Annotated in this window: 21 protein-coding genes and 5 pseudogenes; 13 read left to right on the top strand and 13 right to left on the bottom strand. The window is 60.7% G+C overall.

Features of this window, described 5'->3' with window-relative positions:
* Positions 1–73 precede the first annotated feature (73 nt).
* Entirely contained in the window at positions 74–1273 is a 1200-nt protein-coding gene (locus tag N7E02_RS14775; protein ID WP_286582832.1) for an alpha/beta hydrolase, read from the bottom strand.
* A gap of 199 nt (positions 1274–1472) precedes the next feature.
* On the opposite strand from N7E02_RS14775, the gene N7E02_RS14770 reads away from it, so the two are divergent.
* Positions 1473–3338: a diguanylate cyclase gene (locus N7E02_RS14770; protein WP_286582830.1), complete on the top strand. Its 1866-nt coding sequence runs from the start codon at positions 1473–1475 to the stop codon at positions 3336–3338.
* Here the strand turns inward: N7E02_RS14770 and N7E02_RS14765 are convergent.
* A pseudogene (locus N7E02_RS14765) lies at positions 3292–4079 on the bottom strand (ABC transporter permease). The gene N7E02_RS14770 and the pseudogene N7E02_RS14765 sit on opposite strands and share 47 nt — an antisense overlap.
* Positions 4079–4576, bottom strand: a complete 498-nt coding sequence (locus N7E02_RS14760) for an ABC transporter ATP-binding protein (protein WP_286583837.1) — start codon at positions 4574–4576, stop codon at positions 4079–4081. The pseudogene N7E02_RS14765 and the gene N7E02_RS14760 overlap by 1 nt, the downstream one beginning before the upstream one ends.
* 370 nt (positions 4577–4946) lie before the next feature.
* Here N7E02_RS14760 and N7E02_RS14755 point away from each other — a divergent pair, with 370 nt between their 5' ends.
* The 8 genes and pseudogenes from N7E02_RS14755 to N7E02_RS14720 all read left to right on the top strand — a co-directional run bounded on the left by N7E02_RS14755 (position 4947) and on the right by N7E02_RS14720 (position 14068).
* Positions 4947–5150, top strand: coding sequence for a hypothetical protein (locus N7E02_RS14755; protein ID WP_286582828.1), 204 nt, complete (start codon positions 4947–4949; stop codon positions 5148–5150).
* Between the two features lie 283 nt (positions 5151–5433).
* Positions 5434–5523, top strand: coding sequence for a K(+)-transporting ATPase subunit F (gene kdpF, locus N7E02_RS14750; RefSeq protein WP_286582826.1), 90 nt, complete (start codon positions 5434–5436; stop codon positions 5521–5523).
* Positions 5524–5725: 202 nt separating this feature from the next.
* The gene (gene kdpB, locus N7E02_RS14745) at positions 5726–7792 is read left to right on the top strand and encodes a potassium-transporting ATPase subunit KdpB (RefSeq protein WP_286582824.1); all 2067 of its coding nucleotides are present in this window, start codon (positions 5726–5728) and stop codon (positions 7790–7792) included.
* Positions 7793–7901: 109 nt separating this feature from the next.
* Positions 7902–9578: a potassium-transporting ATPase subunit KdpA gene (gene kdpA, locus N7E02_RS14740; RefSeq protein WP_286582822.1), complete on the top strand. Its 1677-nt coding sequence runs from the start codon at positions 7902–7904 to the stop codon at positions 9576–9578.
* A 12-nt stretch (positions 9579–9590) separates the two neighbouring features.
* Entirely contained in the window at positions 9591–10151 is a 561-nt protein-coding gene (locus N7E02_RS14735; RefSeq protein WP_286582819.1) for a potassium-transporting ATPase subunit C, read from the top strand.
* 58 nt (positions 10152–10209) lie between these two features.
* Positions 10210–12905, top strand: a pseudogene (locus N7E02_RS14730) (DUF4118 domain-containing protein).
* The gene (locus tag N7E02_RS14725) at positions 12905–13597 is read left to right on the top strand and encodes a response regulator transcription factor (protein ID WP_286582817.1); all 693 of its coding nucleotides are present in this window, start codon (positions 12905–12907) and stop codon (positions 13595–13597) included. The pseudogene N7E02_RS14730 and the gene N7E02_RS14725 overlap by 1 nt, the downstream one beginning before the upstream one ends.
* A 27-nt stretch (positions 13598–13624) precedes the next feature.
* Positions 13625–14068: a PTS sugar transporter subunit IIA gene (locus N7E02_RS14720; protein WP_286582815.1), complete on the top strand. Its 444-nt coding sequence runs from the start codon at positions 13625–13627 to the stop codon at positions 14066–14068.
* A gap of 147 nt (positions 14069–14215) precedes the next feature.
* Here N7E02_RS14720 and N7E02_RS14715 read toward each other — a convergent pair whose 3' ends face one another.
* The 5 genes and pseudogenes from N7E02_RS14715 to N7E02_RS14695 form a co-directional block, all read right to left on the bottom strand.
* Entirely contained in the window at positions 14216–14386 is a 171-nt protein-coding gene (locus N7E02_RS14715; RefSeq protein ID WP_286582812.1) for a DUF1127 domain-containing protein, read from the bottom strand.
* Between the two features lie 186 nt (positions 14387–14572).
* Positions 14573–15210 (bottom strand): annotated as a pseudogene (locus N7E02_RS14710) (nucleoside triphosphate hydrolase).
* Positions 15207–16022 (bottom strand): ATP-binding cassette domain-containing protein, encoded by an 816-nt coding sequence (locus N7E02_RS14705; protein WP_286582811.1) that lies wholly within the window; start codon positions 16020–16022, stop codon positions 15207–15209. Before N7E02_RS14705 ends, N7E02_RS14710 begins: the two are co-directional and overlap by 4 nt.
* Positions 15998–17075, bottom strand: a pseudogene (locus tag N7E02_RS14700) (ABC transporter permease). The gene N7E02_RS14705 and the pseudogene N7E02_RS14700 overlap by 25 nt, the downstream one beginning before the upstream one ends.
* A 96-nt stretch (positions 17076–17171) precedes the next feature.
* The gene (locus tag N7E02_RS14695) at positions 17172–18197 is read right to left on the bottom strand and encodes a sugar ABC transporter substrate-binding protein (RefSeq protein WP_286582809.1); all 1026 of its coding nucleotides are present in this window, start codon (positions 18195–18197) and stop codon (positions 17172–17174) included.
* Positions 18198–18409: 212 nt separating this feature from the next.
* Between N7E02_RS14695 and N7E02_RS14690 the strand changes: the two are divergent.
* Positions 18410–19641 (top strand): annotated as a pseudogene (locus tag N7E02_RS14690) (ROK family transcriptional regulator).
* A 166-nt stretch (positions 19642–19807) separates the two neighbouring features.
* Positions 19808–20620, top strand: a complete 813-nt coding sequence (locus N7E02_RS14685; RefSeq protein WP_286582807.1) for a RibD family protein — start codon at positions 19808–19810, stop codon at positions 20618–20620.
* On the opposite strand, the gene N7E02_RS14680 is transcribed toward N7E02_RS14685, so the two are convergent.
* The 4 genes from N7E02_RS14680 to N7E02_RS14665 are packed head-to-tail and all read right to left on the bottom strand — an operon-like array spanning position 20579 to position 23591.
* Positions 20579–21361, bottom strand: a complete 783-nt coding sequence (locus N7E02_RS14680) for a class I SAM-dependent methyltransferase (protein WP_286582805.1) — start codon at positions 21359–21361, stop codon at positions 20579–20581. The two genes, N7E02_RS14685 and N7E02_RS14680, sit on opposite strands and share 42 nt — an antisense overlap.
* Complete coding sequence (locus tag N7E02_RS14675; RefSeq protein ID WP_286582801.1) at positions 21351–22400, bottom strand: glycosyltransferase family 4 protein; 1050 nt, start codon at positions 22398–22400, stop codon at positions 21351–21353. Before N7E02_RS14675 ends, N7E02_RS14680 begins: the two co-directional genes overlap by 11 nt.
* The gene (locus N7E02_RS14670) at positions 22397–22795 is read right to left on the bottom strand and encodes a 6-pyruvoyl trahydropterin synthase family protein (RefSeq protein ID WP_286582799.1); all 399 of its coding nucleotides are present in this window, start codon (positions 22793–22795) and stop codon (positions 22397–22399) included. The genes N7E02_RS14675 and N7E02_RS14670 overlap by 4 nt, the downstream gene beginning before the upstream one ends.
* A gap of 10 nt (positions 22796–22805) precedes the next feature.
* Positions 22806–23591 (bottom strand): zinc-dependent alcohol dehydrogenase, encoded by a 786-nt coding sequence (locus N7E02_RS14665; protein WP_286582797.1) that lies wholly within the window; start codon positions 23589–23591, stop codon positions 22806–22808.
* 376 nt (positions 23592–23967) lie between these two features.
* Between N7E02_RS14665 and N7E02_RS14660 the strand changes: the two genes are divergently transcribed.
* Positions 23968–24891: an alpha/beta hydrolase gene (locus tag N7E02_RS14660; protein WP_286582794.1), complete on the top strand. Its 924-nt coding sequence runs from the start codon at positions 23968–23970 to the stop codon at positions 24889–24891.
* Positions 24892–25036: 145 nt separating this feature from the next.
* Positions 25037–25453 (top strand): hypothetical protein, encoded by a 417-nt coding sequence (locus N7E02_RS14655; protein WP_286582790.1) that lies wholly within the window; start codon positions 25037–25039, stop codon positions 25451–25453.
* A gap of 120 nt (positions 25454–25573) precedes the next feature.
* On the opposite strand, the gene msrA is transcribed toward N7E02_RS14655, so the two are convergent.
* Positions 25574–26275 (bottom strand): peptide-methionine (S)-S-oxide reductase MsrA, encoded by a 702-nt coding sequence (gene msrA / locus N7E02_RS14650; RefSeq protein ID WP_286582788.1) that lies wholly within the window; start codon positions 26273–26275, stop codon positions 25574–25576.
* Positions 26276–26340 lie beyond the last annotated feature (65 nt).

Here is a 26340-nt window from a genome sequence, read left to right as displayed (position 1 = left end):
TTGTCCTGGAGCCGAGTGGAAGTACGCAACGGTAAATCGAACCGTAACTCGACGTTAAACGGCGCCATCCGCGCTAATAGGTCACCGGTCTCGATTGCGGATCGGCTTGCAGTGTCTGGGTAACGTCGGTCGCGGCGGGTCGGGCCACTGGCTTTTCGGCAATCGCCAGCGGTGCTGCCGCGACGGTGCCGACGGTGCGTGCAGTGCCGCCGACCACGGCCGCGACGCTGTCGCCGAGGCTGATCGTCGAATCCGTCAATGTCTGCCCGGTCATCAGGCGCTGGCCGATGAGCTGGACGACCTGCGGGCTTTCGGCAAACTTGCCATGGTTGAGATTGTCTCCGGTCTTGACCTCAGTGAGGTCGATCGCGGTGATCCCGGCCTGGTCGAGCCGGCTGCGATAGGGCTCCTGGGATGGATCGATCGCACCGAGACGCGAGACCTTGCCGGTTATCAGGCTCGAGAATGCGAGCGCGCGATCGTCCTGCGACACGAAGATCGTAAATTTCGGCGTCGGCTTGCCCATCTCGACGAACTGCTTGGCGAAGACCTGGATATCGATGTCGGGAGAGGCAAGGATGACGTTGCGGATCTTGCCGTTCACATGGCCGTCGCGAATGCCCATCTGCCGCAACGCCTCCATCGTCAGCCAGGTGCCCATCGAATGGGCGAGCACGGTGATCTCCTTCACGCTCGGATCCTGCGCCAGAATGCGGAGCGTCTGCTCCAGCGCCGTGCGGGAATAATTCGTGCTTTCCTTGTCGTATTCGTAATCCCGAAGCTTGGCGCGCGAAGGCCAAGTGAACAGCACCGGCGTCGCGCGCATGCCGCTGTCATGGACGATCTGCGCCAGACGGAAGACGGAATCCTCGTATTTGTTGTTGAAGCCGTGGACGAAGACGAGCGCATGGCCGCCGACCAGATGCTGGCTGACCCAGGCTCTGCCGGCCTGAATCGTTTCGATCTCAGTGACGCGCGTGACGGCAAAATCCTTGGCCGGATCCGGCGGCAGCCGCTGCGGCCATTGCACCTCGCCGGCCTTCCTGTTGGGTGGCAGCGATACGACGATCTCCGTCAGATGCGCTTTCGGGCTACGCTCGCCGGTGAACAGTGTCGCCCGGTCGCGGGAGGGCTCGCGCGTCGTGGCGACAAGCATTTCGACGCGCGCCGTCTTCGGCGTCGCTGCCGTCACGGCGACAGGCGTCATCACACCCGTCGGATGTCCGCATCCGACTAGGGTCAGGACGGTGATGCACGCAACAAGGATCTTCATCCGCAATCCACCGGTTTGCCGGAGCAACGATAGCTGCAGAGTTGGTGCGAGGAAGTACGTTACAGTAAAAATCGACGTTAACGGCCGAGATTGGCGCTTCCATCCCAAGGCTGGAACTGGATGAGCGACGGCGCCATATTGATCGGCGGTTCACTCGCATTTTAATGCTATTTAAATTTCGCATTGCTAATGTTTTGGGATGCGGATCAGTGTCATCACCAATTTCGCCTATGGCGCCACCGTTGTCCTGACGGCATTGTCGGGGGCGGCGTTTATCCTCTCGGCCAACAGCGCGGAGCGGGAGCGTCTGGCCGTCGAGGAGCATCGGGTACTCGATAATCTCGGCGATGAACTTGCGCTCGGTGCAGAGGAACGTAGCGACGAAGCGCGGCTCTATGTCGTCAGCGGTGAAGAGCGGCATCTGCGGGCATTCAAAAGCCGAGAAGAAGAGGAGCGGCGTTTCGAGGCAGCCCTTTCTGCATTCGGCAATCAGGAGTTGCCGACCGCCGAGGCAGAGGCGATTGTCGATCTGGAGCGGTATGCGGATACGCTTGATCGCCTAGAAGAGGAGGCCATCGCTTCCTACCAGCGCGGTGATCGCGATGAAGCGAGCCGGATCTTGTTCGGACCGGAGCATGAACGCTTGCAGGCCTCTCTTACTGAAGCTTTGACGCGTTTGCGGGCGCTGGCCGCAACGCGTGCGAGCGATCTGCTGCAGGATGCGCGCGATCGCGCCGACGTCTGGAGCCTTGTTGCACGCATCATGCTCGGTCTGACGGCAGTGCTTTTTCTTGCGGTGCTGTATTTCGTGCTGCGGCGACGCGTCGCCCTTCCGCTCATCCAGATGACCGGTATCGTGAGCCGGCTTGCACGGCAGGATTATGCCGTCGAGGTGCCGCGTGATCGCCGACAGGACGAGATCGGTGAAATGACCGAGGCGATCCATATTTTCCGCCAGAACGGGCTGGAACGGGACCGACTGGATGCCGAGCGACGCCGCGACCAGATGATGAAGGATCTGATCCTGCAGATGATGCACCGTCTGCAGGCTTGCCAGACCCAGCTGGAACTGGCGGAGGTGGTTTCGCTTTTCGCGCCACAGATATTCCCGCAGCTTGCCGGTCAGTTATTCGTTATGAACGAAAGCCGCACCGCTCTGACGAGTTTCGGTTCCTGGTTGAAGCCGCGGCATGCGGAGACCTCCTTTCCGGCCTCGGCCTGCTGGGCGATCCGCCGGGGACGACCGCATGTCAGCGATTTCGCGCAGAGCGACATTTCCTGCCAGCACCTGCAAGGGCTGGACGTGACGGGCTTTTGCGTGCCGTTGACGGCGCAGGGCGACATGATTGGTCTGCTCTATTTTGAGGAGAGGGAAGAGGCCGATGGCAGGCTGGCGGAGACTTCGCGACTTTATCTCGAGCTGATTGCCGAAAATATTGGTCTTGCGGTCGCCAACCTTCAGCTTCGCGATCGTCTTACCCATCTTGCGGTCCGCGATGCGCTGACAGGGCTGCTGAACCGTCGTTCTTTGGACGATGCGCTCGCGCGTCAAAGCCGCAGCACGGACGGCGAGGCACTCGCCTGCCTGATGATCGACATCGATCACTTCAAGCGCTTCAACGACGAGTTCGGCCATGATGCCGGCGACGAGGTGATGCGCTATGTGGCGCAGATCATCGCCGATACAGTTGGAGACGACGGAAAAGTCTATCGATTCGGGGGCGAGGAATTCGCGGTTCTGGCTCCGGGCCTCGGTGAAGAGGCCGCGGTGGCGCTGGCCGAGAAGATCCGAGCAGCAGTAATGGAGGCTCCGCTCGCTTATCGGGGCCGCATCCTGGGATCCATTACCGCATCGCTCGGTGTTGCCGCCACGGCGCGATCATATTCAGGCCCGGCTTTGCTTATCCTCGCCGACAAGGCCTTGCTTGAGGCCAAGGCTCGTGGACGCAATTTATCCGTGTCGGCGCTTGAGCTGGGCGAAGCGGTCGCTCAAGAAGGCAAGCCTGGCGACATAACCATCAGTTCAGAAGACGATCGAGCCGTAGTCGGTGACGATCGTCGGTGATCCGGCTGACGCCGGCATAGACCGCGATAACGGCGCTGAAAACACCACTGGAGGCCAAAAGAAGCATCAGGAATATCTGATATTTCCCAGCTTCCAGCGGATCCTGTCCGGCCAGGATCTGGCCGCTCATGATGCCCGGCATGGTGATGATACCGGCTCCAACCATCTGGTTGGTAACGGGCAACAGGCCAGCCTGAATGGCCCGACGGATCAGGGGGCTAGTGCCCGCCAGCGGGTCGCGCCGAGGGCGAGTTGCGCTTCGATTGCATTTCGTTCCGAGCCGATATTTGCGAAAAGGGCATTGAGCGCGATGCTGGCGGAATTCATCGCAGTTCCGAGAATGATGCCGGCGATCGGTATCGCATGGGCGGGTTCAAGCCAATTCTCCGTGCCGAGTACCGTGAGGAGCGCGAATATGGACACGAAGCCCGTGGAAATCGTGATTGCGGTGCCGCTTACCAGGAACTGGAAATAGCCGCTCAGACGGCGGGGCAGCCTGGCGCCGGTCTCGTAACTTGCCGCAAGCAGCATGGTTGCAAATACAAGTAGCGTGATCCATGCCGAGCCGTGGGAAAAGACGAAGCGCAGCAGCATGCCCACCAATAACAGCTGAACGATCATCCTGATCGCGGACCAGGCAAGCGTCCTATGAAAGCCGAGCGACAGCAATACCGACAAGCCCGCGCTGATCAGTACCAGGGCACTTGCGAGCGACAGTTCGATCAAGCCAAGCGATATCATCACGGTGCGTGCCTCAGTACCAGTTTCTGGTCTGCCAGTCGTTCGCCCTGGGCGGCATTGTGGGTCACCATCACGAGGCCACAGCCTTTGTTCTTCGCGTCGTCAAGGGCGGCTTCGACGAGACCGGTCGTATCCTCGTCGAGCGCAGATGTCGGCTCGTCGAGAAGAAGAAAGCGCGGCTTTTGTATCAGAGCCCTGATCAGCGACATCCTCTGGCGCTCTCCGCTGGAAAGGTTCTGCGGCGGGCTGTCGAGTTTATCTGCCGCCAGACCCAGGCATGCCATGAGCCCGGCAGGGTCGATATCCGGATCAAGATGGTCACGCATTGTCGGTGCCCACCAGCCGGCATCCGATGACACATAGGTGACCTGCTTGCGCCAGAGCGGTCCTGGTGTTTCCCGCTGAGACTGGCCCCCAAGCAGAACCGAGCCGTCATGGGGATCGAGGTCGGCGAGCTTACGCAGCATCGTCGTCTTGCCCACACCTGAAGGCCCCATCACAATCAGGCACCCGCCCGCCGGAACAGAGAATTGCACAGCAGCTGTCGTCGCGGTGGCCGGAAGGCTTACGGTGAGCGATGGGGGCGAAAAATCTGTCATCCGACGGCAATGCCATTTTGAAGCAATCGAGGCAATTCGCCGACGCGGATCATCACGCGAAAGCTAAGAAGGAAGGCTCCGGGGACCGTGTCTCCTTCGCAAAGTCCTTGCCATGGTCGGTTGCCGCTACAGGAAGCCCTATGCCGAGCAGGAGGTCGATAATCAGCAGGCCAGGGCCGCGGCCAGCAGTTTTTGTCGATCCCGGCTGAAGCCTTCAAACGATTGTCAGATTTATGTGAGAAAGCGCCTCCATTGCAAAGAAAGGTGCATGATGGATAGTTCGGTACTGGCTAACACTATCGTTCGGCTGGCAGAAAACGGCGATATCGCCGCAGCCAATAGGCTTCTCGCTGCCGCAAAGGCTAAGTCGCGGCGTGGTGAGTTATATGCGCGGTCTTTGCGGCTTCGGTTGATGTTTGCCTCTATCGCACTTTTCGTGATTGCCTTCTTGTTCTTCTTTTTCGATCGCTAGGCAGCAGGCATGCGACTGCTCTGACCGAGCGCTTCGTTTTTTCCACTCCAACATATACATGCACCGGATCAGGCTTTTATACGGTCCACCATGTCTGCCACGAACTATGGTCGCACTTGATTGCAGGATGCCTGCGTTGTCGTGGTCAGCGCGCCTTTGGCGTCAAATACATATAAGATTCCTATTTTTTCCCCGTGAGCCTCATCTCGAATTCCTATGGTCATGAGATGCACATAGCGTTGCCGATCTCGGATATCGGCGCCGTTATCCAAAGGTGTGCATCATGGCATTCGATTATATCCTGAGCGGGATCGTGACGGTTTTCATTACCGTCTATCTCGCCTACGCCCTCTGGCGGCCTGAGCGTTTCTAAGGCGCTGCCATGCAAGGCTTTTTCCACTATTGCCGCCGACAGCTGCCATCGCGTCTCCATGCGCGCAGCTTCTGCCAAGGGTCGACCATCATCCTCAGGATGTGCGTCCTTCTCGGTGCGGCAACGGCCATCGCATTGCTGATCACGCGTCTTTCGCCGACCGCCTGACTTTTTCACATCCGCCAACTTGATGGGATTTCCCATGTCTGAGCCCAAAAGCGCGAGCATGTTCGATGCTCGCATTCTCGTGCCCGCCATCGGCGGCGCATTCACCAAACTCAATCCACGAACCATGGCCAAGAACCCGGTCATGTTCGTGGTTGCCATTGTTTCGGCCCTTACCACCGTCCTGTTCGTCAAGGATCTGGTGACCGGTGCCGAAGGCCTCGGCTTCTCTTTCCAGATCATCCTGTGGCTCTGGTTCACCGTGCTGTTTGCAAATTTTGCGGAAGCGGTGGCGGAAGGTCGCGGCAAGGCGCAGGCGGAAAGCCTCCGCAAGACGCGTACCGAGACGCAGGCCAAGCTTCTGACCTCCGCCGAAGGGCGTGAGTGGAAGGAAGTGGCCGGCACTTCGCTCAAGGTCAACGACATCGTGCTCGTCGAGGCCGGAGACATCATCCCGTCCGACGGCGAGATCATCGAAGGTATTGCGTCGGTCAACGAAGCGGCGATCACCGGTGAATCGGCACCTGTCATCCGTGAATCCGGCGGCGACCGATCGGCTGTCACCGGCGGCACGCAGGTCCTGTCCGACTGGATCAAGGTGCGCATCACGGCCGCTGCCGGCTCGACCTTCATCGACCGCATGATCGCACTCGTCGAGGGCGCCGAGCGTCAGAAGACCCCGAACGAAATCGCGCTCAACATCCTGCTCGCAGCCCTGACGCTGATCTTCGTCATGGCAACAGCCACCATCCCGGCCTTCGCCTCCTATGCAGGCGGTGCGATCCCGATCGTCGTTCTCGTCGCGCTTTTCGTGACGCTGATCCCGACCACGATCGGCGCGCTTCTGTCGGCCATCGGCATTGCCGGCATGGACCGCCTCGTCCGCTTCAACGTTCTGGCCATGTCCGGCCGCGCAGTGGAAGCAGCCGGCGACGTCGATACGCTGCTGCTCGACAAGACCGGCACGATCACGCTCGGCAACCGCCAGGCCACCGAATTCCGTCCCGTCACGGGCGTGACTGCGGCAGAGCTGGCCGATGCGGCCCAGTTGTCGTCGCTTGCCGACGAAACGCCGGAAGGTCGCTCGATCGTCGTGCTTGCCAAGGAAAAATACGGCATCCGCGCCCGCGACATGAAGGAGCTCAACGCCACCTTCGTGCCGTTCACCGCGCAGAGCCGCATGAGCGGCATCGATTTCGACGGCGCGTCGATCCGCAAGGGTGCCGTCGATTCCGTTCTCAAATACCTGCAGTCGCAGTCGGTTTCCGGCCGTGCCGGTTCGGAAGCGACGATCAAGGAAGGCCAGGCCATTGCCGATGATATCGCCAAGGCCGGCGGTACGCCGCTGGCGGTTGCCCGCGATGGCCGTCTGCTCGGCATTGTCCACCTGAAGGACATCGTCAAGGGCGGTATCCGCGAGCGCTTTTCCGAACTGCGCAAGATGGGCATCCGCACCGTCATGATCACCGGCGACAACCCGATGACCGCAGCCGCCATTGCCGCCGAAGCGGGCGTCGATGACTTCCTTGCCCAGGCTACGCCTGAAAACAAGTTGCAGCTCATCCGCGACGAACAGGCCAAGGGCAAGCTCGTTGCGATGTGCGGTGACGGCACCAACGATGCTCCGGCGCTGGCGCAGGCCGATGTCGGCGTTGCCATGAACACCGGTACGGTCGCTGCCCGCGAAGCCGGCAACATGGTCGACCTTGACTCGGATCCGACCAAGCTCATCGAGATCGTCGAGATCGGCAAGCAATTGCTGATGACCCGCGGTTCGTTGACGACCTTCTCGATCGCCAACGACGTGGCAAAGTACTTCGCCATCATCCCGGCGATGTTCGTCACGCTCTATCCGGGCCTCGATGCACTCAACGTCATGGGTCTGCACTCGCCGCAGAGCGCCATCCTGTCGGCCATCATCTTCAACGCGCTGATCATCATCGCGCTGATCCCGCTGGCTCTGAAGGGCGTTGCCTACAAGGCGATCGGTGCCGGACCGCTCTTGCGCCGCAACCTTCTCATCTACGGCCTGGGTGGTCTCGTTGTCCCGTTCATCGGCATCAAGCTGATCGACATGGTCATCGTAGCCCTCAACCTTGCCTGATCGGAGACATCAATGACCATTCTTTATCTCATCCTCGGGCTGGTCGTCTTCGGACTACTCTTTGCCCTCGCCTCCGCGCTTGATCGCGCGTGATTGGGGAGACACTACAATGACACAAGCAGTAATCTTCGTACTCTTCATATTGGCCGGCACCGCGCTCCTGTCGTGGCCGCTCGGCCGCTACATGAGCTGGGCCATGGACCCGGCGCGCGGTAAAGGTCAGCCGAACAGCTTTACCTCGCTCTTTCAGGGCATCGGCGGGTCGCTGGCCCGCCAGGAACAGAACTGGAAGCGCTACGTCGTCTCGCTTCTCGGCTTCAACGTCATCATGTTCATCGTCGTCTTTGCTGTCCTGGCTTTCCAGCAGTATCTGCCGCTGAACCCGGATGCCAAGGAAGCGCTCGATCCGAGCTTGATCTTCAACACGGCTGCGTCGTTCACCACCAACACCAACCTGCAGCACTATTCCGGCGAAGTCTCGTTCAGCTACCTGACGCAGTTGGCCGGCCTGATGTGGCTGCAGTTCGTCTCGGCGGCTGTCGGTATCGCGGCGCTGACGGCTCTTGCCCGTGGCCTCGCAGGCCGCAAGCTCGGCAACTTCTTCGTCGACGTGCAGCGCGCCACCTTCCTGGTGCTCCTGCCGGTCGCCTTCGTTGTCGCCGTACTTCTGGTCCTGAATGGCGTGCCGATGACCTTCAACGGCTCCGTCGTCGCCACCACGCTGGAAGGCGTGCAGCAGACGATCGCCCGCGGTCCGGTCGCGGCCTTCGTGGCGATCAAGCAGGTCGGCACCAATGGCGGCGGCTTCTTCGGCCCCAACTCGACCCATCCGCTGGAAAACCCGAGCTTCTGGTCGAACGCCATCGAAACCATCGCCATCATCCTCATCCCGATGGCTTGCGTCTGGATGTTCGGTCACATCATCGGCCGCCTGAAGCATGCTGCCGTGCTGTTCACCGTCATGCTCATCCTCATGGGTGCTCGCATCACGGCAACCGTCGGCTTCGAAAACGTGCCGACCCAGGCCTTCAATGCGCTGCCGATCACTCAGGATGTCGGCAACCTGGAAGGCAAGGAACTGCGCTTCGGTGCGTCGGCTGGCCCGCTCTGGGCAGTGCTCACCACCTCCACCAGCAACGGCTCCGTCAATGCCATGCATGACAGCCTCAATCCGCTGGCAGGCATGATGCCGATGATCGGCATGTGGCTCAACGAAGATTTCGGCGGCGTCGGCGTCGGCATGGTCAATATGTTCCTCTACATCATCGTCGGCGTCTTCATTGCCGGCATGATGATCGGTCGCACACCGGAATATCTCGGTTGGCGCGTCGAGGCCAAGGAAGTGAAGTTCGCCATGCTGGCACTACTCTCCCACGGCTTCTTCATCCTGGTCGGCACCGCAATCTTCGCGGTCACCCCATGGGGCGCCGATACGCTCAACAATATCGGTCCGCACGGCTTCAGCGAGATTCTGTATGAGTTCTCGTCGGCCGCCGCCAATAACGGCTCGGGCTTCGAAGGTCTGGGTGACGCCACCACGCCGTGGAACATCGCAACCGGTCTCGTGATGCTGCTTGCACGCTTCATCCCGATCATTTTGCCGCTCGCCATCATCGGTTCGCTGTCGGCCAAGCGTCGCGCGACGGAATCCTCCGGTACGCTTTCGGTCGAAGACGGCACGTTTGCAGGCATGCTGACCGCTACGGTCATCATCGTCGGCGCGTTGACCTTCTTCCCCGCCGCCACGCTCGGCCCGATCGCCGAACACGTCATGTTCATGAAGTAAGAGGTCCAGATCATGGAAACCCTCATCTCAAGCCTTCGCATCACCGTCGCCACAATGGCGATCTGCGTCGGCGGTTACTCCGCGGCCGTTTGGGCCATCGGTCAGGCGGTCACGCCTGACACGGCCGAGGCCTCGATCATCACCAAGGCTGATGGCACCGTCATCGGTAGCCGTCAGGTGGCCCAGGCCTTCACCCAGCCACAGTATTTCTGGCCGCGTCCTTCGGCCGTTGATTACAACGGCGCCGGTGCCGGCGGCTCCAACAAGTCGCCAACCAGCACGGATCTGACCGAGCGGGCAACGGAAACTGTCGCAGCCTATGGCGCGACAGCTGAAAATCCGCTTCCGGCGGAACTGGCTGCCGCATCCGGTGCGGGTCTCGACCCGCATATCACCGAGCGTGCGGCCCGTTATCAGGTGGCCCGCATCGCCCAGGCGCGCAACATCCCGGCCGATCAGGTTGAACAGCTTATCGACCGGAATGCCTTCTCGCCTGGTGGTATGTTCACGCCTGACCGGCTGGTAAATGTGCTCGAAATGAATCTCGCTCTGGACAACGTCCAGGTACAGTGAGCTAGAGATTGATATCGGCGGTGCCTCAAGCGCCGCCGATATCGGAGAACGGGGCGAGATGGCCAACGAAAATCAGAGCGGACAGGATCGCCGTCCTTCTCCCGACGCCTTGCTGGAGCGGGCGGACCAGGAAAATCGCGGCAAGCTGAAGATCTTTCTCGGTGCTGCGCCCGGTGTCGGCAAGACCTATGAAATGCTGATGTCGGCCCGCGCGCGCCAGGCCGATGGCGTGGATGTCGTGGTGGGCGTCGTCGAGACCCATGGTCGCAAGGAAACAGAGGCTCTCGTCCACGGGCTGAAGATCATTCCCCGCAGGGCAATCGAGTACAAGGGCCAGGCGCTCGAAGAGATGGATCTCGATGCCATCATCGAGAGACGGCCGGCGCTCGTTCTGGTCGATGAGCTTGCCCATACCAACGCCCCGGGCAGCCGACATCCCAAGCGCTATCTCGACGTGCTCGAGCTGCTCGCCAACGGTATCGACGTCTATTCGACGCTCAATGTCCAGCATGTCGAAAGCCTGAACGACGTCGTCGCGCAGATCACCCGTATCCGCGTTCGCGAGACGGTTCCCGATTCCGTCATCGACCGCGCCGACGATATCGAGATCATCGACATTACCCCCAGGACCTGATCAAGCGGCTGCAGGACGGCAAGGTTTATGTGCCGAAGACGGCGCGCCGGGCGATCGAGAACTATTTCTCGCCGGGCAACCTGACCGCACTGCGCGAACTGGCGCTTCGACGGACGGCACAGCGCGTCGACGAGCAGTTGCTTAATCACATGCAGGCCCACGCGATTTCCGGCCCCTGGGCGGCCGGCGAGCGCATTCTCGTCTGCCTCGACCATGGCCGCAACGGCGCGGCTCTCGTCCGTTATGCCCGCCGCCAGGCTGACCGGCTGCGCGCGCCCTGGACTGCGCTGCATCTCGAGACGCCGCAGTCCGCCACCATGGCGGATGCCGACAAGGATCGGCTGGCCGCCTGCATGCGGCTTGCCGAACAGCTCGGCGCCGAGACGGTGACGCTTCCGGCCTCCAGCGTTTCCCGTGAAATCATCGCCTATGCCAATGCCAACAATTTCAATCACGTCATCATCGGCAAGTCGAACAAGCCGAGGTGGCGGGAGATATGGGAAGGCTCCGTCACTCACGATCTGATCCGCCATTCCGGCGCAATCAGCGTGCATGTGATGTCCGGCAGCGAGGAGACGATCGACCCCAATGCCGTCAAGACCGCGGTTCCGAAGCGTCGTTTCCGGCTGAAATATTATATCCGCAGCACGGTCTTCATGCTGATCGCCGTCGGTATCGGCGTGCTGCTCGATCGGGCGCTGGATGTCCGCAATCTCGCCCTGGTCTTTCTGATGGGCGTGCTTGCGTCGGCGGTTCGCGGCGGCCTCGGGCCCGGTCTTTACGCATCATTGATCGGTGCGCTGTCATTCAACTTCTTCTTTCTGGAACCGCGCTACACGCTGACGGTGCGCGATCCGGAAGGGGTGATCGCTCTTCTGTTCTTCCTCGGCACGGCAATCGTCGCAAGCAACCTGACCGCCGCCGTCCAGCGACAGGCGGCTGCAGCCCGGCAGCGTGCCAGGACGACGGAGGATCTCTATCTCTTCTCCAAGAAGCTCGCCAGCACCGGCACGCTCGACGACGTTCTATGGGCGACGGCCTTCCAGATCGCGTCCATGCTGAAGGTCAGGGTCGTCATTCTGCTTCCGGAGGGCGGAACGATTGCCGTGAAGGCAGGTTACCCGCCGGACGATACGCTGGTGGACGCCGATATCGCGGCCGCCAAATGGGCCTGGGAGCACGACCGCCCGGCAGGCCGTGGTGCCGATACCTTGCCGGGCGCAAAGCGCCTCTATCTGCCGCTCAGGACCGGGCGCGGTGCGATCGGCGTCGTCGGTCTCGACAATGACCGGCAGGGACCGATCCTGACGCCTGAACAGAGCCGTCTTCTGGATGCGCTCGCGGATCAGGCAGCACTTGCGATCGAGCGCGTTCATCTGGTTGCGGATGTAGACAAGGCCAGGCTTGCGGCCGAGACGGACCGGTTGAGGACGTCGCTCCTGACTTCGATCTCCCATGACCTCAAGACGCCGCTTGCCGGCATCATGGGGGCAGCAGGGACGATGAAGGATTTCGGAAAGGGCCTATCGGACGATGCGAAGGGCGAGTTGCTGCAAACGATTATCGACGAGTCCGAGCGGCTCAACCGGTTCATCGTCAACCTGCTCGACATGACCCGCATCGGCTCGGGCGCCATGGAGCCGAACTACGCGCTGCATTATCTCGGCGACATCGTGGGCTCGGCGCTGAACCGCGCAGCAAGGATCACGGGCCAGCACAGGGTCGAGGTTGCCATTCCCGAAGATCTGCCGATGCTGCGTGTCGATCCAGTGCTTTTCGAACAGGTTCTGTTCAATCTCATCGACAACGCCGCCAAGTATTCGCCCGATGGTACGATGATCTCCATCCGCGCATGGTCCGAGGACAGCCAGATCAAGGTTCGTATTCTCGATGAAGGTTCCGGCATTCCGCCTGGCGATTTCGAGCGGATCTTCGACAGCTTCTATCGTGTGCGTAAAATCGATCACGTCAAGGCGGGCACCGGGCTTGGGCTTTCGATCTGCCGCGGCTTCGTCGAGGCCATGGGGGGCAGTATCAGGGCAGAAAACCGCCCAGACCGTCAGGGCGCGATGTTCACCATAACCATGCCGAGGCCGCCAGCGCCTCAGGGAGACGCATGATGACCAATCCAACGGTAAAGATACTGGTGGTCGATGACGAGCCGCCGATCCGCAAGCTCCTGGATGTCGGCCTCTCGTCGCAAGGGTTTTCGGTTCAAGGCGCTCCGAATGCCAAGGCCGCAATGGAGATGGCGGTGTCCAACACGCCGGATCTCGTACTGCTGGATCTCGGCCTGCCGGATATTGCCGGTCACGAATTGCTGGCGAAGTGGCGAGCCGACGATGTCACCTTCCCGATCGTCATCCTGTCCAGCCGCACCGACGAGGCGGGCATCGTCAAGGCGCTGGAGCTTGGCGCGGACGATTATGTGACGAAGCCGTTCGGCATGAACGAACTGGTGGCACGAATCCGCGTCGCATTGCGGCACCGGCTGCAGACGCAGGGAGAAAATCCTCTGTTTCAGGTGGGCGATCTCTCGGTCGATCTCGTCAAGCGGATCGTCAAGGTAAAGGGCGAGGAGGTCAAGCTGACCCCGAAGGAATACGACATCCTCCGGCTTCTCGTGCAGTATTCCGGTCGGGTGCTCACCCACCGCTTCATCCTCGACAAGGTCTGGGGCGAGATTACCGATGTGCAGTATCTGAGGGTCTATGTCCGCCAGCTTCGCCAGAAGATCGAGGAGAGCCCCGATCAGCCGCGATACATCCTCACCGAAACAGGCGTCGGCTACCGGCTCACCGAGCCAAGTTGAAAATATCCAAGCTCCATGGAGTGCATCATGAAACTGCAGGACTTCCTGCCGAGTGAGAACATTGTTGTCGGCGTACAGGCCGCATCCAAGGATCAGGTTCTCCGGCTGCTTGCCGAAATCGCCAGCAAGAAAAGCAAGCTCGCGGCCGGTGATATCTCGAAGGGCCTGCTTGAAAGGGAAAGATTGGGCTCGACGGGTATCGGCGACGGCATCGCCATACCGCATGCTCGATTCGAGGCGTTGCAAGAACCGCTCTGCCTTTGCGCCAAGCTCGCCAAGCCGGTGGATTTCGATGCGATGGACGGGCTGCCGGTCGACGTCGTCATCCTCCTGCTTTCACCGGCGGGTGCCGGTCGCGATGGCCTCAACATGCTGTCCTGTGTGGCCCGGAAATTTCGCGACGACAGAATCCTGCCTGCGATTTGCCAGGCAGGCAGTGCCGAGGAGATCTATGCGATCCTTACCGCGTGAATGGTTCGCTGGCGCGGAAACGTAATGAAGTCAGCATTACTAACGGCAGCCGGTAATTCGCCGCCGACATCGGTTGATATGCTGCTCGTCAGCTTGTCGCGGCGCTTGGTTCTCCGCAGCCGCGACAAGCTATCGAGCCAGATGCAATCAGTTGCGTCGCTTGCCGATCCTGCCATGCTTGACGTGATAGGCAATCGTGCTGCGCGACAGGCCGATGTCTTTCAGGCTGTCGTCATCGAGCGCCATCAACTCGCGAATGGTGAGGCGCGTCCTCAGCCAGTTCGACAGGCTTCTCATAGTCTCGATCAGTTGGTTCATTTCTACTCTCCCTAGAGCTTTGACCCTTTTCCGGGTCTTCGCGAAGGGTCGCTGGGGAGAGCTATTCGACTGTTTCTATTCCGGCGTTTCGTATGTGAACTGTAGCGAATGAAAGATTATGTAACAAACGACGGGCGCTCGCGGCTCTCGCTTTCGAGCCGCAAACACATGAATTCGCATGGGCCTTTAGGATCCGAGCAGGATATCGGCCTGTCGCGAGTGCCGGCGAACAAGCTCGCCGTTGCGAAGGTCGTTGCCTTCCGTTTTCGTCCGCGCCGCCTGCTCGTCGAACCCGAGTGAAAGCCAGCGGTGCATGAGGCGTTCTTCCAGCGTGGCGACCGGCGGTGAGATCATGACCGAGAAGTCGAATTGGCTTGCGAGCGCACTCCACGGTGACTGGTCGAGGAGAAGATAATTGCCTTCGACAAAGATGAAGCGTGTCGAGACAGGAACAATACGTGCTGCCGCAATGGCAAGCTCGCGGGTCCTGTCGAAGACCGGAACCAGTACCTCATCCCCGCCATCTTTGACGGCGCGAATGATGTCGAGAAAGCCACGGACATCGAACGTATCCGGGGCACCCTTCCGCGCATAGGATCCCTTTTGCCGCAGCACGTCGTCGTCCATATGGAAGCCATCCATCGGCAGCACTTCGGCGCTCTCTCCCTGGCTCGCGTGGCCTCGCAGAGCTGGTCCGCCAGGGTGGATTTGCCGGCGCCCGGCGGGCCGGCAATCGCGATCAGAAACCGCGCCCTGCCGGCAGCCTTTCCCAGGACGGCGTCGACAATCCGGGAGATGTCGTCCGCCTTGTCTCCGCTGGTCATGCTGCGATGGTTTCCGTGGGAGCCTTTGCGCCCGTCATGAAGGCTACGGCATCCGACATCGTGTAGTCCTTCGGATTGATAACCGTGAGGCGCTTGCCGAGCCGATGGATGTGGATGCGATCTGCTATCTCGAACACATGCGGCATGTTGTGGGAGATCAATATGATCGGGATGCCGCGTGACCGCACATCGAGAATGAGCTCCAGAACTCGCCGGCTTTCCTTGACACCAAGTGCGGCCGTGGGCTCATCGAGAATGATGACCTTGGAACCGAAGGCCGCAGCCCGCGCCACAGCCACGCCCTGACGCTGGCCGCCGGACAGCGTCTCGACCGCCTGGTTGATGTTCTGGATGGTCATCAACCCGAGATCGGAAAGCTTTTCTCGCGCCATTTTCTCCATGGCTGCGTGATCGAGCTTGCGGAGGAATTTTCCCATGAAACCCGGTTTGCGGATCTCCCGGCCGAGAAACATATTGTCGGCTATGGAAAGCGCCGGGGAGAGGGCGAGGTTCTGGTAGACGGTTTCGATGCCGGCCTTGCGGGCTTCGATCGGCGACGAGAACTGCACGACCTTGCCGTCCATGCGGATCTCGCCTTCGTCGGGCCGGATGGCGCCGGAGATCGCCTTGATCAGCGAAGACTTGCCGGCACCATTGTCGCCGATCACGGCCAGGATCTCGCCCGGATAGAGATCGAAATCGGCATGGTCGATTGCCGTTACCCGGCCGTAGCGCTTGATCAGGCCGCGTCCTGAGAGGATCGGCTGTCTTGTCTGTGCCTCGGTCATCAGCGAGATGCCTTTCTGATCCATTGATCGGTTGCGACGGCGACGATGATGAGCACGCCGATCAGGAGATAGGTCCATTGCACATCGGTCCCGAGAAGCCTCAGGCCGAGAGAGAAGACGCCGACGATCAGGGCGCCGAACATCATGCCGAGGATCGAGCCCCGTCCACCGAAGAGCGATATGCCGCCGATGACGACCGCCGTAATGGATTCGATATTGGCGAACTGGCCGGCTGTCGGAGAAACGGAGCCGAGGCGGCCGATCAGTGCCCAGCCGGCAAGTGCGCAGATCAGGCCGGCAATCACATAGACCGAAATCAGCATGCGCTTTACGTTGACGCCGGAGAGGTCGGCCGCTTCCGGGTCATCGCCGACAGCATAGAGATGTCGCCCCCATGCCGTGTGGTTGAGCACGTACCAGAGCAGCGCAACGAGCAGGATCATGGCGATGACGCCATAGGTGAACACGGCGCCGCCGATGCGGAAGGTCTCGCCGAAGAACTGGAGGATCGGCGCATTGGCCTCGATCTCCTGTGCCCGGATCGTCTCGTTGGCTGAGTAGAGGAAATTGGTGGCCAGTACGATCTGCCACATGCCGAGTGTGACGATGAAGGGGGAGCTTCACCCTGGCGATCAGCACACCGTTGATGAAGCCGCAAAATGCACCCACGGCAAAACCGCAGAGAATGGAGAGTTCGGGCGGCAGGCCATAGCGGAAGGCAAACTGGCCCATCACGACTGATGACAGAACCATGATGGCTCCGACGGACAGGTCGATGCCAGCAGTCATGATCACCAGCGACTGGGCGGCGCCGACAATGCCGGTAATTGCCACCTGCTGCAGGATGAGGGTCAGCGCGAAGGCCGAGAAAAACTTGGTGCCAAGAAGAAGGCCGAAGACCGTAAGTGATACGATCAGGACGATCAGGGACACCGTGGACGGGCTTGAATGCAGGAAATAGCGGAATTTCTCGACCGCGGACCTGTCGTTGTTGTCGAACGAGGCGACGTCCTTGGAGCTGTCCTTCAGCACCGTCTCGTAGTCATCACGCGGTGCTGACGCTACCGGGTCAGTCATGGGCATTCTCCTCCGCTTCCGTCCCGCTCCCGAGGACCAGATGGTCGTCCGCCGGCGAGCCGTTGCAGGCCCGCCGGACGATTTTCTAAAGGCTGATCAGCCCCAGCATTTGCCGAGAGCTTCCTTGGTATCGATCGACTTGATCGCGGGCACGGGCTTGTCCGTCACCAGCGTCACGCCGGTGTCGAAGAAGTCCTTGCCTTCGGTCGGCTTGGGCTTTTCACCGCTGTCGGCGAATTTCTTGATGGCTTCGATGCCGAGTGCTGCCATTTGCAGCGGGTACTGCTGGGAGGTCGCGCCGATCACGCCATCGGCGACATTCTTCACGCCCGGGCAACCACCATCGATGGAAACCACAAGGACGTCCTTCTCGCGACCGACTGCCTTCAACGCCTCATAGGCGCCTGCAGCAGCAGGTTCGTTGATCGTGTGGACGACGTTGATGGTCGGATCCTTCTGAAGAAGGTTCTCCATGGCGGTGCGGCCGCCTTCCTCGTTGCCGTTGGTGATGTCGTGGCCGACGATGCGCGGATCATCCTCGTCGCCGATGCGGTTTGGATCCTTGGGATCGATACCGAAGCCCATCATGAAGCCCTGGTCGCGCAACACGTCCACGGACGGCTGGGACGGCGTCAGGTCGAGGAAGGCGACCTTGGCTTCCTTGGCCGCGTCGCCGAGCGTTTCCTTCGCCCACTCGCCAATCAGCTTGCCGGCGAGGAGGTTGTCGGTGGCGAATGTCATGTCGGCCGCATCGATCGGTTCGAGCGGCGTATCGAGAGCGATCACCAGCATGCCGGCGTCGCGGGCCTGTTTCAGGTTCGGCACGATGCCCTTGGTATCGGAGGCGGTGATCAGGATGCCCTTGGCGCCGTCGGCGATGCATGTCTCGATCGCGGCGACCTGGCTTTCCGAATCGCCGTCGATCTTGCCGGCGTAGGATTTCAGCGTCATGCCAAGTTCCTTGGCCTTGGCGGTCGCGCCCTCCTTCATCTTGACGAAGAAGGGATTGGTGTCGGTCTTGGTGATCAGGCAGGCCGAAACGTCGGCGGCACGGGCAGGTGCTGCAAAAGCGACGCCGAGCGCCAAGGCGGCAAAAGTCACGGACAATACGGATTTCTTCATGCTCTCCTCCAGAACAAATGGCCGCCGAGCGGACCGAACCTGCGAACACGGGTCAAGCCGAATGCGGGATGCCTCCTCCAAAGCCGTTCCCGAATGTTCACTGGCGCAGATTAAGTGCCAAACGGGTTTGTCTGTCAATAATTAATTCCGATTGAATTATTTATTTGGCGTGCGATGCTAGACGACATCCATTGGAATTCGGGGAATGACTAATGTCTGTTCCAGACGGCCCGCTTTCAGGGTCTATGACGACGACGCGATTTGCCGGCGGATCGAACCAGATCCGCGTGCGGGCTTACAACGAGCGGCTGGTTCTTTCGCTCGTGCGTCTGCATGGAGCACTGTCGAAGGCGGATATCACGCGGTTGAGCGGTCTTTCCGCCCAGACGGCTTCCGTGATCATGCGCTCACTCGAACAGGATGGGCTGCTGCTGCGCGGAGAGCCGATACGCGGACGGGTTGGGCAGCCGTCCATTCCGATGCGCCTCAATCCGGACGCGGTCTTGTCGTTCGGCGTGAAGATCGGTCGCCGCAGTGCGGATCTCGTGCTGATGGATTTCGCCGGCGGCGTTCGCAAGCAGTACCATGAAACCTATGCTTACCCTCGCCCAGAGGAGATCATCAGGATCATCACGTCCGGCATGGCAAGGATCGAGGGCGAGCTCGATGACGTAGAACGGAGCCGTATTGCCGGCGTCGGCATCGCAGCACCCTTGAATTGTGGAATTGGGCCGACGAAGTCGGTGCGCCGCCCGGAGCCATGGACGCCTGGCGAGGCTTCGATCTTCAGGCCGAGATCTCGGCCAAGACACCCTACGCGGTCTATCTCCAGAACGACGCGACAAGCGCCTGCGGCGCCGAGCTCGTGTTCGGCATCGGCTCCCATTATCCGGATTTCCTTTATCTCTTCATCGGATCGTTCATCGGCGGAGGCATCGTCCTCAATTCCGCAATTTTTTCCGGACGCACGGGAACTGCCGGTGCGGTCGGGCCGCTGCCGGTGCATGACAAGAAGGGCCAAAACCGCCAATTGCTCGACATCGCCTCGATCTTCGTGCTCGAAAACATGCTGCGGGAACGCAATATCGATCCCCAGCCGCTCTGGTATTCGGCTGATGACTGGATCGATTTCGGCGAGCCTTTGCAGGCGTGGATCGACGATTCGGCCGCGGCACTCGCGCAGGCAATCGTCGCGGCCGCCTCGATCATCGATTTCGGAGCGGCCGTGATCGATGGCGGCTTTCCGTCCTGGGTCAGAACGCGACTGGTCAGCGCGACGATCGAGGCGGTCAACCGGCTCGATCTGCAGGGCGTCATCATTCCCGACATCATCTCGGGCAAGGTCGGCGCCCAGGCACGGGCGATCGGCGGGGCAAGCCTCCCCATCTTTGCAAGATACCTGACGGATCAGTCCGTGCTGATCAAGGATTCCAAGGATGCCTGACCGTTTACGGCGCACAATTGCGTGTGACGGCTATTGACCGCTCCGGATATGCTCCATTTCTTCTATATATGCGTGATGGAATGTTTCGTCGTGCAGGCAAGGTGCGGGCTGTCGTGACCGCGTTTCCCATATCGATCCAGAGGGCCATGACGTGCGACAGGCGAGAATGAACGACGATCAATGGCAGCGCATCTTGTCGCTTCGGCAACAGCGACTAGCCTCTGATGGCTCTGCATCCGGTGACAGGACCAGCCCGTTCAGCGATCTCTATCGGCCGATTGCGATGAGGCGTGGCAGGTTTGTCCTTGCGCAGGTGGGGCAATCCCTCGACGGGCGCGTCGCAACTCCCTCGGGCGATGCGAAGGACGTGTCCGGCTGTGACGGTATAGAACATCTCCATCGCTGCCGCGCTCTCGTCGATGCCGTCATCGTGGGTGTCGGAACCGTCGTTGCCGACAATCCCAGCCTGTCTGTGCGCGCGGTCGCGGGATCGAGCCCGGTGCGCGTCGTGATCGACTGCAACGGGCGCATGCCTCTCGACGCGAAAATGCTTCACGACGGCGGCGCTCCGGTCATCATCGTCCAGGCCTCTGACGTCGTATCACGATGTCCAGAGCACGAAACGGTACGGATCGGCCGTCAGTCGAATGGGGAACTCGCGCCGGCTGATATCCTGGCAGCACTCGGCGAGCGCGGCCTGAAGAGCGTTCTTGTGGAAGGCGGCGCGACGACGATCGCGCGTTTCATGGACAAGGGCCTGATTGACAGGCTGCATGTTTCCATCGCTCCGATCATCATCGGTTCGGGACCTGCCGGCATCAACCTTCCGCCGATCGATCTGCTGAGCGACGCCAAGCGCCCAAGCGTGACCGTACACAACATCGGTACGGATATTGTCTTCGATTGCGATCTGCGTGCAGGCGACACCGCGGCAAGCCTAGAAAACCGCGATGAGATCCCGGTGCCCTATCCGGCATAAGCCTCGCTTTTCTCGTGCCGAGTCCTGGCGATAGGCGTACCAGGAAATGACTTCTTCTGGCTCCCTCTGGCCGTGTTCCTGCACGGCACTCGCGATCCCGCTCAACAGAAGAAGCTGAAGGTCTGTTTCCTCATCTCCAAGCATCCAGGGGCTTTCTGCGATGGTGACGTCGCTACCCTGCAGGCGCATTGCATCCGCCAGCGCCTGCCAGGCGTCGGGCCCGAGCGAGAGGCCGAACCCCTTGTCGCTTTGCTGATGAGCGTTGAAGGCCGCGGTGACAGTTCGGTCCAAGGGGTGCTCGTCCGTCCAGTCCATCTCGCCGTCGTAATTGAGGGCTGCATAGAGGCCGATGCTAGCGCCGCCGAGACGACGCGAGACACTGTCGATGAATTGCGCCGAACACAAATCGAACAGAGCGGATGCGGTCACCAATGCAACGTCGTGGAGCGGCAGGGCGTCCACATTCCCGAGATCCATCTCGATGGTCTCTACCGCGTCGCCGTGGCGATTACGGACCTCGTCCAGGAGAGCTCGGTCATTGTCCAGAAGCCGCCAGCGAGTGTTGTCGTGCAGGTGAGGTTGCAGGCTGCGATAGGTCGAGCCGCTACCGCAGCCAATGTCCAGGATGACGCCGCCCGGATGTTTCTCGATCACCTCCTTGGCCTGCAGAAGGAGATGCCGGTCGCGCGCATTTCCGTCTGCCGGTTCGCGCAAGCTCAGCCAGTGCGGATCAAAACTCATGGCGCGCTTTCAGAAAGTCCGACACGCGCGCGGCGGTATCGTGCCAGGATGGCAGTTTGGCACCGGCTACAGCGGCGGCATCGGCCATTGATATTCTCAGATCGGTATCCTCCAGCAGACGCCGCAAAGCGCCGGCAAATGCGTCCGGATCGTCGGCCTCGACGAGAAAGCCGGCATTGTCCGGCACCACGTCGGCCACTGCGCCAACCCGGCAGCCGACGATCGGGAGACCGTGGACCATGGCTTCCGCGAAGACCATGCCATACCCCTCATATCGTGTCGCCAGCGCGAATATGTCGGCGCGGGCAAAGTCCGCGCGAATATCGTCGACGGCACCGGCGAGCTCCACCCTGTCCTTGATACTGGAGGCCGAGAGCTGGCTACGAAGCGTGTCAGCCGTGACGCGGTCGAGATCGGCGCTTCCGACGATCCTGCACGTCCATTCGAGGTCGGCAATCTTCTCCAGGGCGGAGATCAGGACGTCATGGCCCTTGCGCCGGGTAAGGCTGCCGACACTCAGGATGTGCGGCGCTCCTTGAGTGCCGGTTGCCAGTGCTGCCGGCTGAACGCCCGGGACTGCGACGAGAAGGTTCGAGAGCGGTACCCCGTAAGACTCGGCGACAAGTTTCGCAGTCGTCTCCGAGGTCGTGACGACGCCTGCCGTATGGCCGAGCGCCTTCGTTTCGGTGTCATGAAGATATCGCTGGCTTTCCGCATCCAGTCCGGTTTCCATCGCAAGCGGATGGTGGACCAGCGCAATGATCGTCAAACGGCCGGCATCGCGCCTGGCCCAGCCATCCATGACGCCGAAGGCCAGCCCGTCGACGATTACGATCGCGCCGTCGGGAAGCGCCGCCAGTTTCCGTTCCGCTTCCTGCAGTTGCTCAGCATTGGGGGTCGGAAAGCCGGCGCCGAGAGACAGGGGTTCCACCGTCCAGCCGAGATCACCAAGCCCGGCAATGAGGCGACGATCGTAGCCATAGCCACCGGTCGGCGTGTTCAGGTCGCCCGGATAGGCGAATGTGACAGTCCGGCTCACAGATCCGCCTCGTACCAGCCGCGCGCCGTATGGGATTCATGCAGGGTAATGCGCAAACGGCAAATCCTCTTTCCGCCCTCTCCGAAACGGCCACTCCGGATCGCCGCGACGATGTCGTCGAACAACGCCTTGGCCAAGAATTCCGTCGTGGTGATCTTGCCCTGAAAGCGATCCAGCGTGTCGAGGTTCTGGTAGTTGAGCGGAGCCAAAACCTCCTTCAGCAACTCGGTCGCAAGCCCGATATCGACGGCCAGGCCGTCATCGTCGAGTTCGCGGGTGAAGAAGGCGGCATCAACGATGAATGTTGCGCCATGCATGCCCTGTGCCGGACCGAATACGGGGCGGGGAAGACTATGCGCGATCATCATGTGATCACGGACTTCAACAGCAAACATTATAATGTCCTCAATAGGTGATGCGGTGACAAAGGGTGAGTGATGACGCCAGAATATCGGCGTATCGATCCTTCAGGTCGTTGAAAGATGTTTCGCCTGTAATCAGGCAATCGAGCCGGTCGTCGCGAAGAAGCTCTAGCGCCTTGGCGAGCCGTCGCCTGTAGGTCCAGCGCGCGCTTGTGGGGTGGGAGGAGCCGACCTGCGAACCGACGATGGCCAGGCGCCTGGCATGAAAGGCGCCGCCCAGCGGAATTTCCACCTGCCGATCTCCATACCAGCTAGCCTCCACGATACGGCTCTCAAGGCCCGCGAGTTGGAGTGCCTGGCCGAGCGCCTCCGCCGATGCCGAGGCATTGATCAGGCAATCATATTCACCCCTGAGAGCTGCGGGAGACTGAAAGTCGAGACCAAGATCGGTAGCCGGCTTTGATCTTGCCGGGTTGACGTCGCAGATCGTGACTTCAGTACCGATGATGCGCGAGGCAATATAAGCCGTGAGAAGGCCCACGACGCCTGCACCGAAGACCACGATCCGGTCGCCCGGGCTTGCCTCGGCGTCCCAGACGATGTTGAGCGCCGTCTCCATGTTGGCGGCGAGCACGGCACGCCCGGCGGGTACGCCCTCCGGCAGGGCATGTATGCTCTCCGGCTCGATGGCGAACAAATCCTGATGCGGAAACAATGCAAAGACGGCCTTGCCCGCGAGCGCTTCCGGGCCATCCTCCACTCGCCCAACAAGCGAATAGCCGTATTTGACGGGGAAGGTGAAGGCGCCCTCCTGGTGAGGTGCGCGCATCCGCTCATATTCCGAGGGGGAACCCTGCCATTGAAGACGAGAGACTCCGTACCCCGGCTGATGCCGCTATAGAGGCTGCGCACGAGAACCTGGCGTTCTGTCCGCTGGATCGGCTGCTCCCTCAGGCTGCACTGGCCTGGATGCTCGAACCAAAGCGCGCGGCTTCGATATATCTGCTCGGCCCCGCCGACCATGTCTCGCCTCGCCACCCTGCCATTCCCCTAGCCGTTCAGGATAGAGAGCTAGGCGTTATGCGCAGATTGGCAAGGAGCAAGCGCCGCTCCCAAGTGCCGAAACCATCACGTTTATTTGACGCTTGCGACCAGTCGGCGGCTTGCCTTAGGCTTGGGAAATCAAAGACGCGGGAGGGCTGACGATGGACACGAAAATCTCGCAGGCACCGAAGCCGGATGAGCCCGGTATTCTCGAGTTTCTGGAGATCTGCAGTCGCTTCTATCCGGATGATGCTGTCGACGCCCCGATTTCGCAGCAGCGGGCCTGGTACGACGCGCTTTGCGCACAGTTCGATCAGCCGCTGCCTGCGGGCATGATATTTCTAGACGAGACGCTGTTCGTGCCGATCCGTCGCTATCGGCCTGCGATCATCACGACGGATACGGTTCTGCTCTATCTCCATGGCGGTGGTTTTGTCGTCGGCTCGCTCCAAAGCCATGATGCCATCTGCGCCGAGATTGCCGAGTTCGCCGGGGCTGAGCTGGTCTCGGTCGACTACCGGCTGGCGCCGGAGCATGTCTGGCCGGCCCAGTCGGATGACTGTTTCGGCGTGTTGAAACAGCTTGTCGGGGCGGGAAGACAGGTCGTGGTGATCGGCGACAGTGCTGGCGGAAACCTCGCGGCCGGGCTTGCCCTGCGTGCCCGCGACGAAAGACTGCCGGGTCTCGTCGGGCAGGTGCTGATCTATCCGGCGCTGGGCGGTGATCTTGTTTCAGGCTCCTACAGCGAGATGGCCGATGCGCCCGGCCTGACGACCGCTGACGTGGCGTATTACCGTGCCGTATTGAAAGCGCCCGCAGATGAGCCAGTGGCGCATCCGCTTCTCTCGGATGATCTGTCGGACCTGCCTCCGGCCTATATCACGGCAGCACATTTCGACCCGCTCCGTGATGACGGCAAGCTCTATGCGGACAGACTAAGAGAGGCGGGTGTCATGGCCGCCTTTCGCGATGAGCCCCAGATGGTTCATGCATGGCTTCGGGCGCGGCACATGAGCCCTGGCGCCGGGGAGGGGTTTGATGCGCTCTGCGTCGCAATCCGCGATATGGCGGCAGGGGCGCTATGACCGGTATCACAGACCTCCCGACGCCTATCGCCAATCTTTAACCGGTGCAGGCCGTCGAAAGATCAAAAGCCGCGCATCATCTCTTCTCGTCATCCGATCTGAAGTCGGATAGTTCCTGTGTGTTTGGAAAAATACGTTTCAGGAGATGAAATTGAAGATCATTGCAATGACGGCAGTTCTGCTGATCGCGGGCGCAGGCTTTGCCGAGGCGGCGTCCTGTGAGGCAAATTTCAAGGTATCGGGTGTACCGATGATGACCGCGCTGAGCTACAGGACGTGGCAAGAGTTTCCGAAGGCGAAATCCGCAGCCGTGCTGAAGAATCTCGCGATGGCGGTCTCCGCGGAGGGCTTCTCCGGCATCAAGGTCAACAAGGAACTCTCCTCGATCGATGCCTATCAGGAAACCACCGGAAGCGGCCGCATCCAGACACTGCGCGTCGTCGCCCGCCAGAAGGGCGCGGGCGTACGCGTCGATGCAGTCTTCGATATCCAGGCCGGGCAGCTGACCACCAAGGACGTCGTGCGTACGGGGCTTTGTAACATCATCAGCTCGGCGCTGTGATGCCGGTAGCCAGACATGGCCACTAAGCTCGCTTTCCTTGCATGAGAGCACCGCTAACAGACCGACGGTGGATGCCAAAGGCGCGGTTCAGGCGCTGAAATTCCTGACCGACCCGAAAGCTTAAGTCTTCGCTTTTGAGACCAGCACAGGATTGGCTCTGAAGGCCGTCGGGAAGATGGCCTTCAGATTGTCGATCTTCGGCATGTCGTTATAGATGATGTAAGGGTAATCCGGGTTCAGGGTCAGAAAATCCTGATGGTATTTCTCGGCCGGGTAGAAAGCCTCGAGCGTCGACACCTTGGTGACGATCGGATCGTGGAAGAGCCCGGTCCTAGAAAGCTGGGCGATATAGGCCTCGGCCACCTTTTTCTGCTTATCGCTCGCCGTGAATATCGCCGAGCGGTACTGCGTGCCGTGATCCGGCCCCTGGAAATTCAGCTGGGTCGGATTGTGTGCCACCGAAAAGAAGATCTGCAGCAGCGTGCCATAGCTTACCTCCTTGGGATCGAAGGTTACCTCCACCGATTCCGCATGCCCAGTCTTGCCGCCGCTGACGGTTTCATAGGTCGCGGTCTCCCTGGCACCGCCGGAATAGCCTGAAACAGCGTTCTTCACGCCCTTCACATGCTGGAAGACACCCTGAACGCCCCAGAAGCAGCCGCCGGCAAAGACTGCGGTTTCGCTGCTTGCCTTCGATGCCTCATCCACGAGCGGGGCGGGAATGACGACGGCGGCCTCCGCAGCTAAAGAGGTGGTTGCGGGCAGAACGAACAGCAATCCGGCCAGTCCAGCGCCAAGGCTTCGACGTGCAAATTTTCTCATGACAACTCCTCCGGTTGTCATGACTGTGGTCCTCAGGCAGGGGCCGGTCAATTCACATCGACGTG

Source organism: Terrirhizobium terrae, assembly GCF_030323265.1.
In the GTDB taxonomy this organism is placed as follows: domain Bacteria; phylum Pseudomonadota; class Alphaproteobacteria; order Rhizobiales; family Rhizobiaceae; genus Neorhizobium.
Note: the sequence above shows the minus strand (reverse complement) of the source record. Positions and strands in the feature narration are given on the sequence as shown.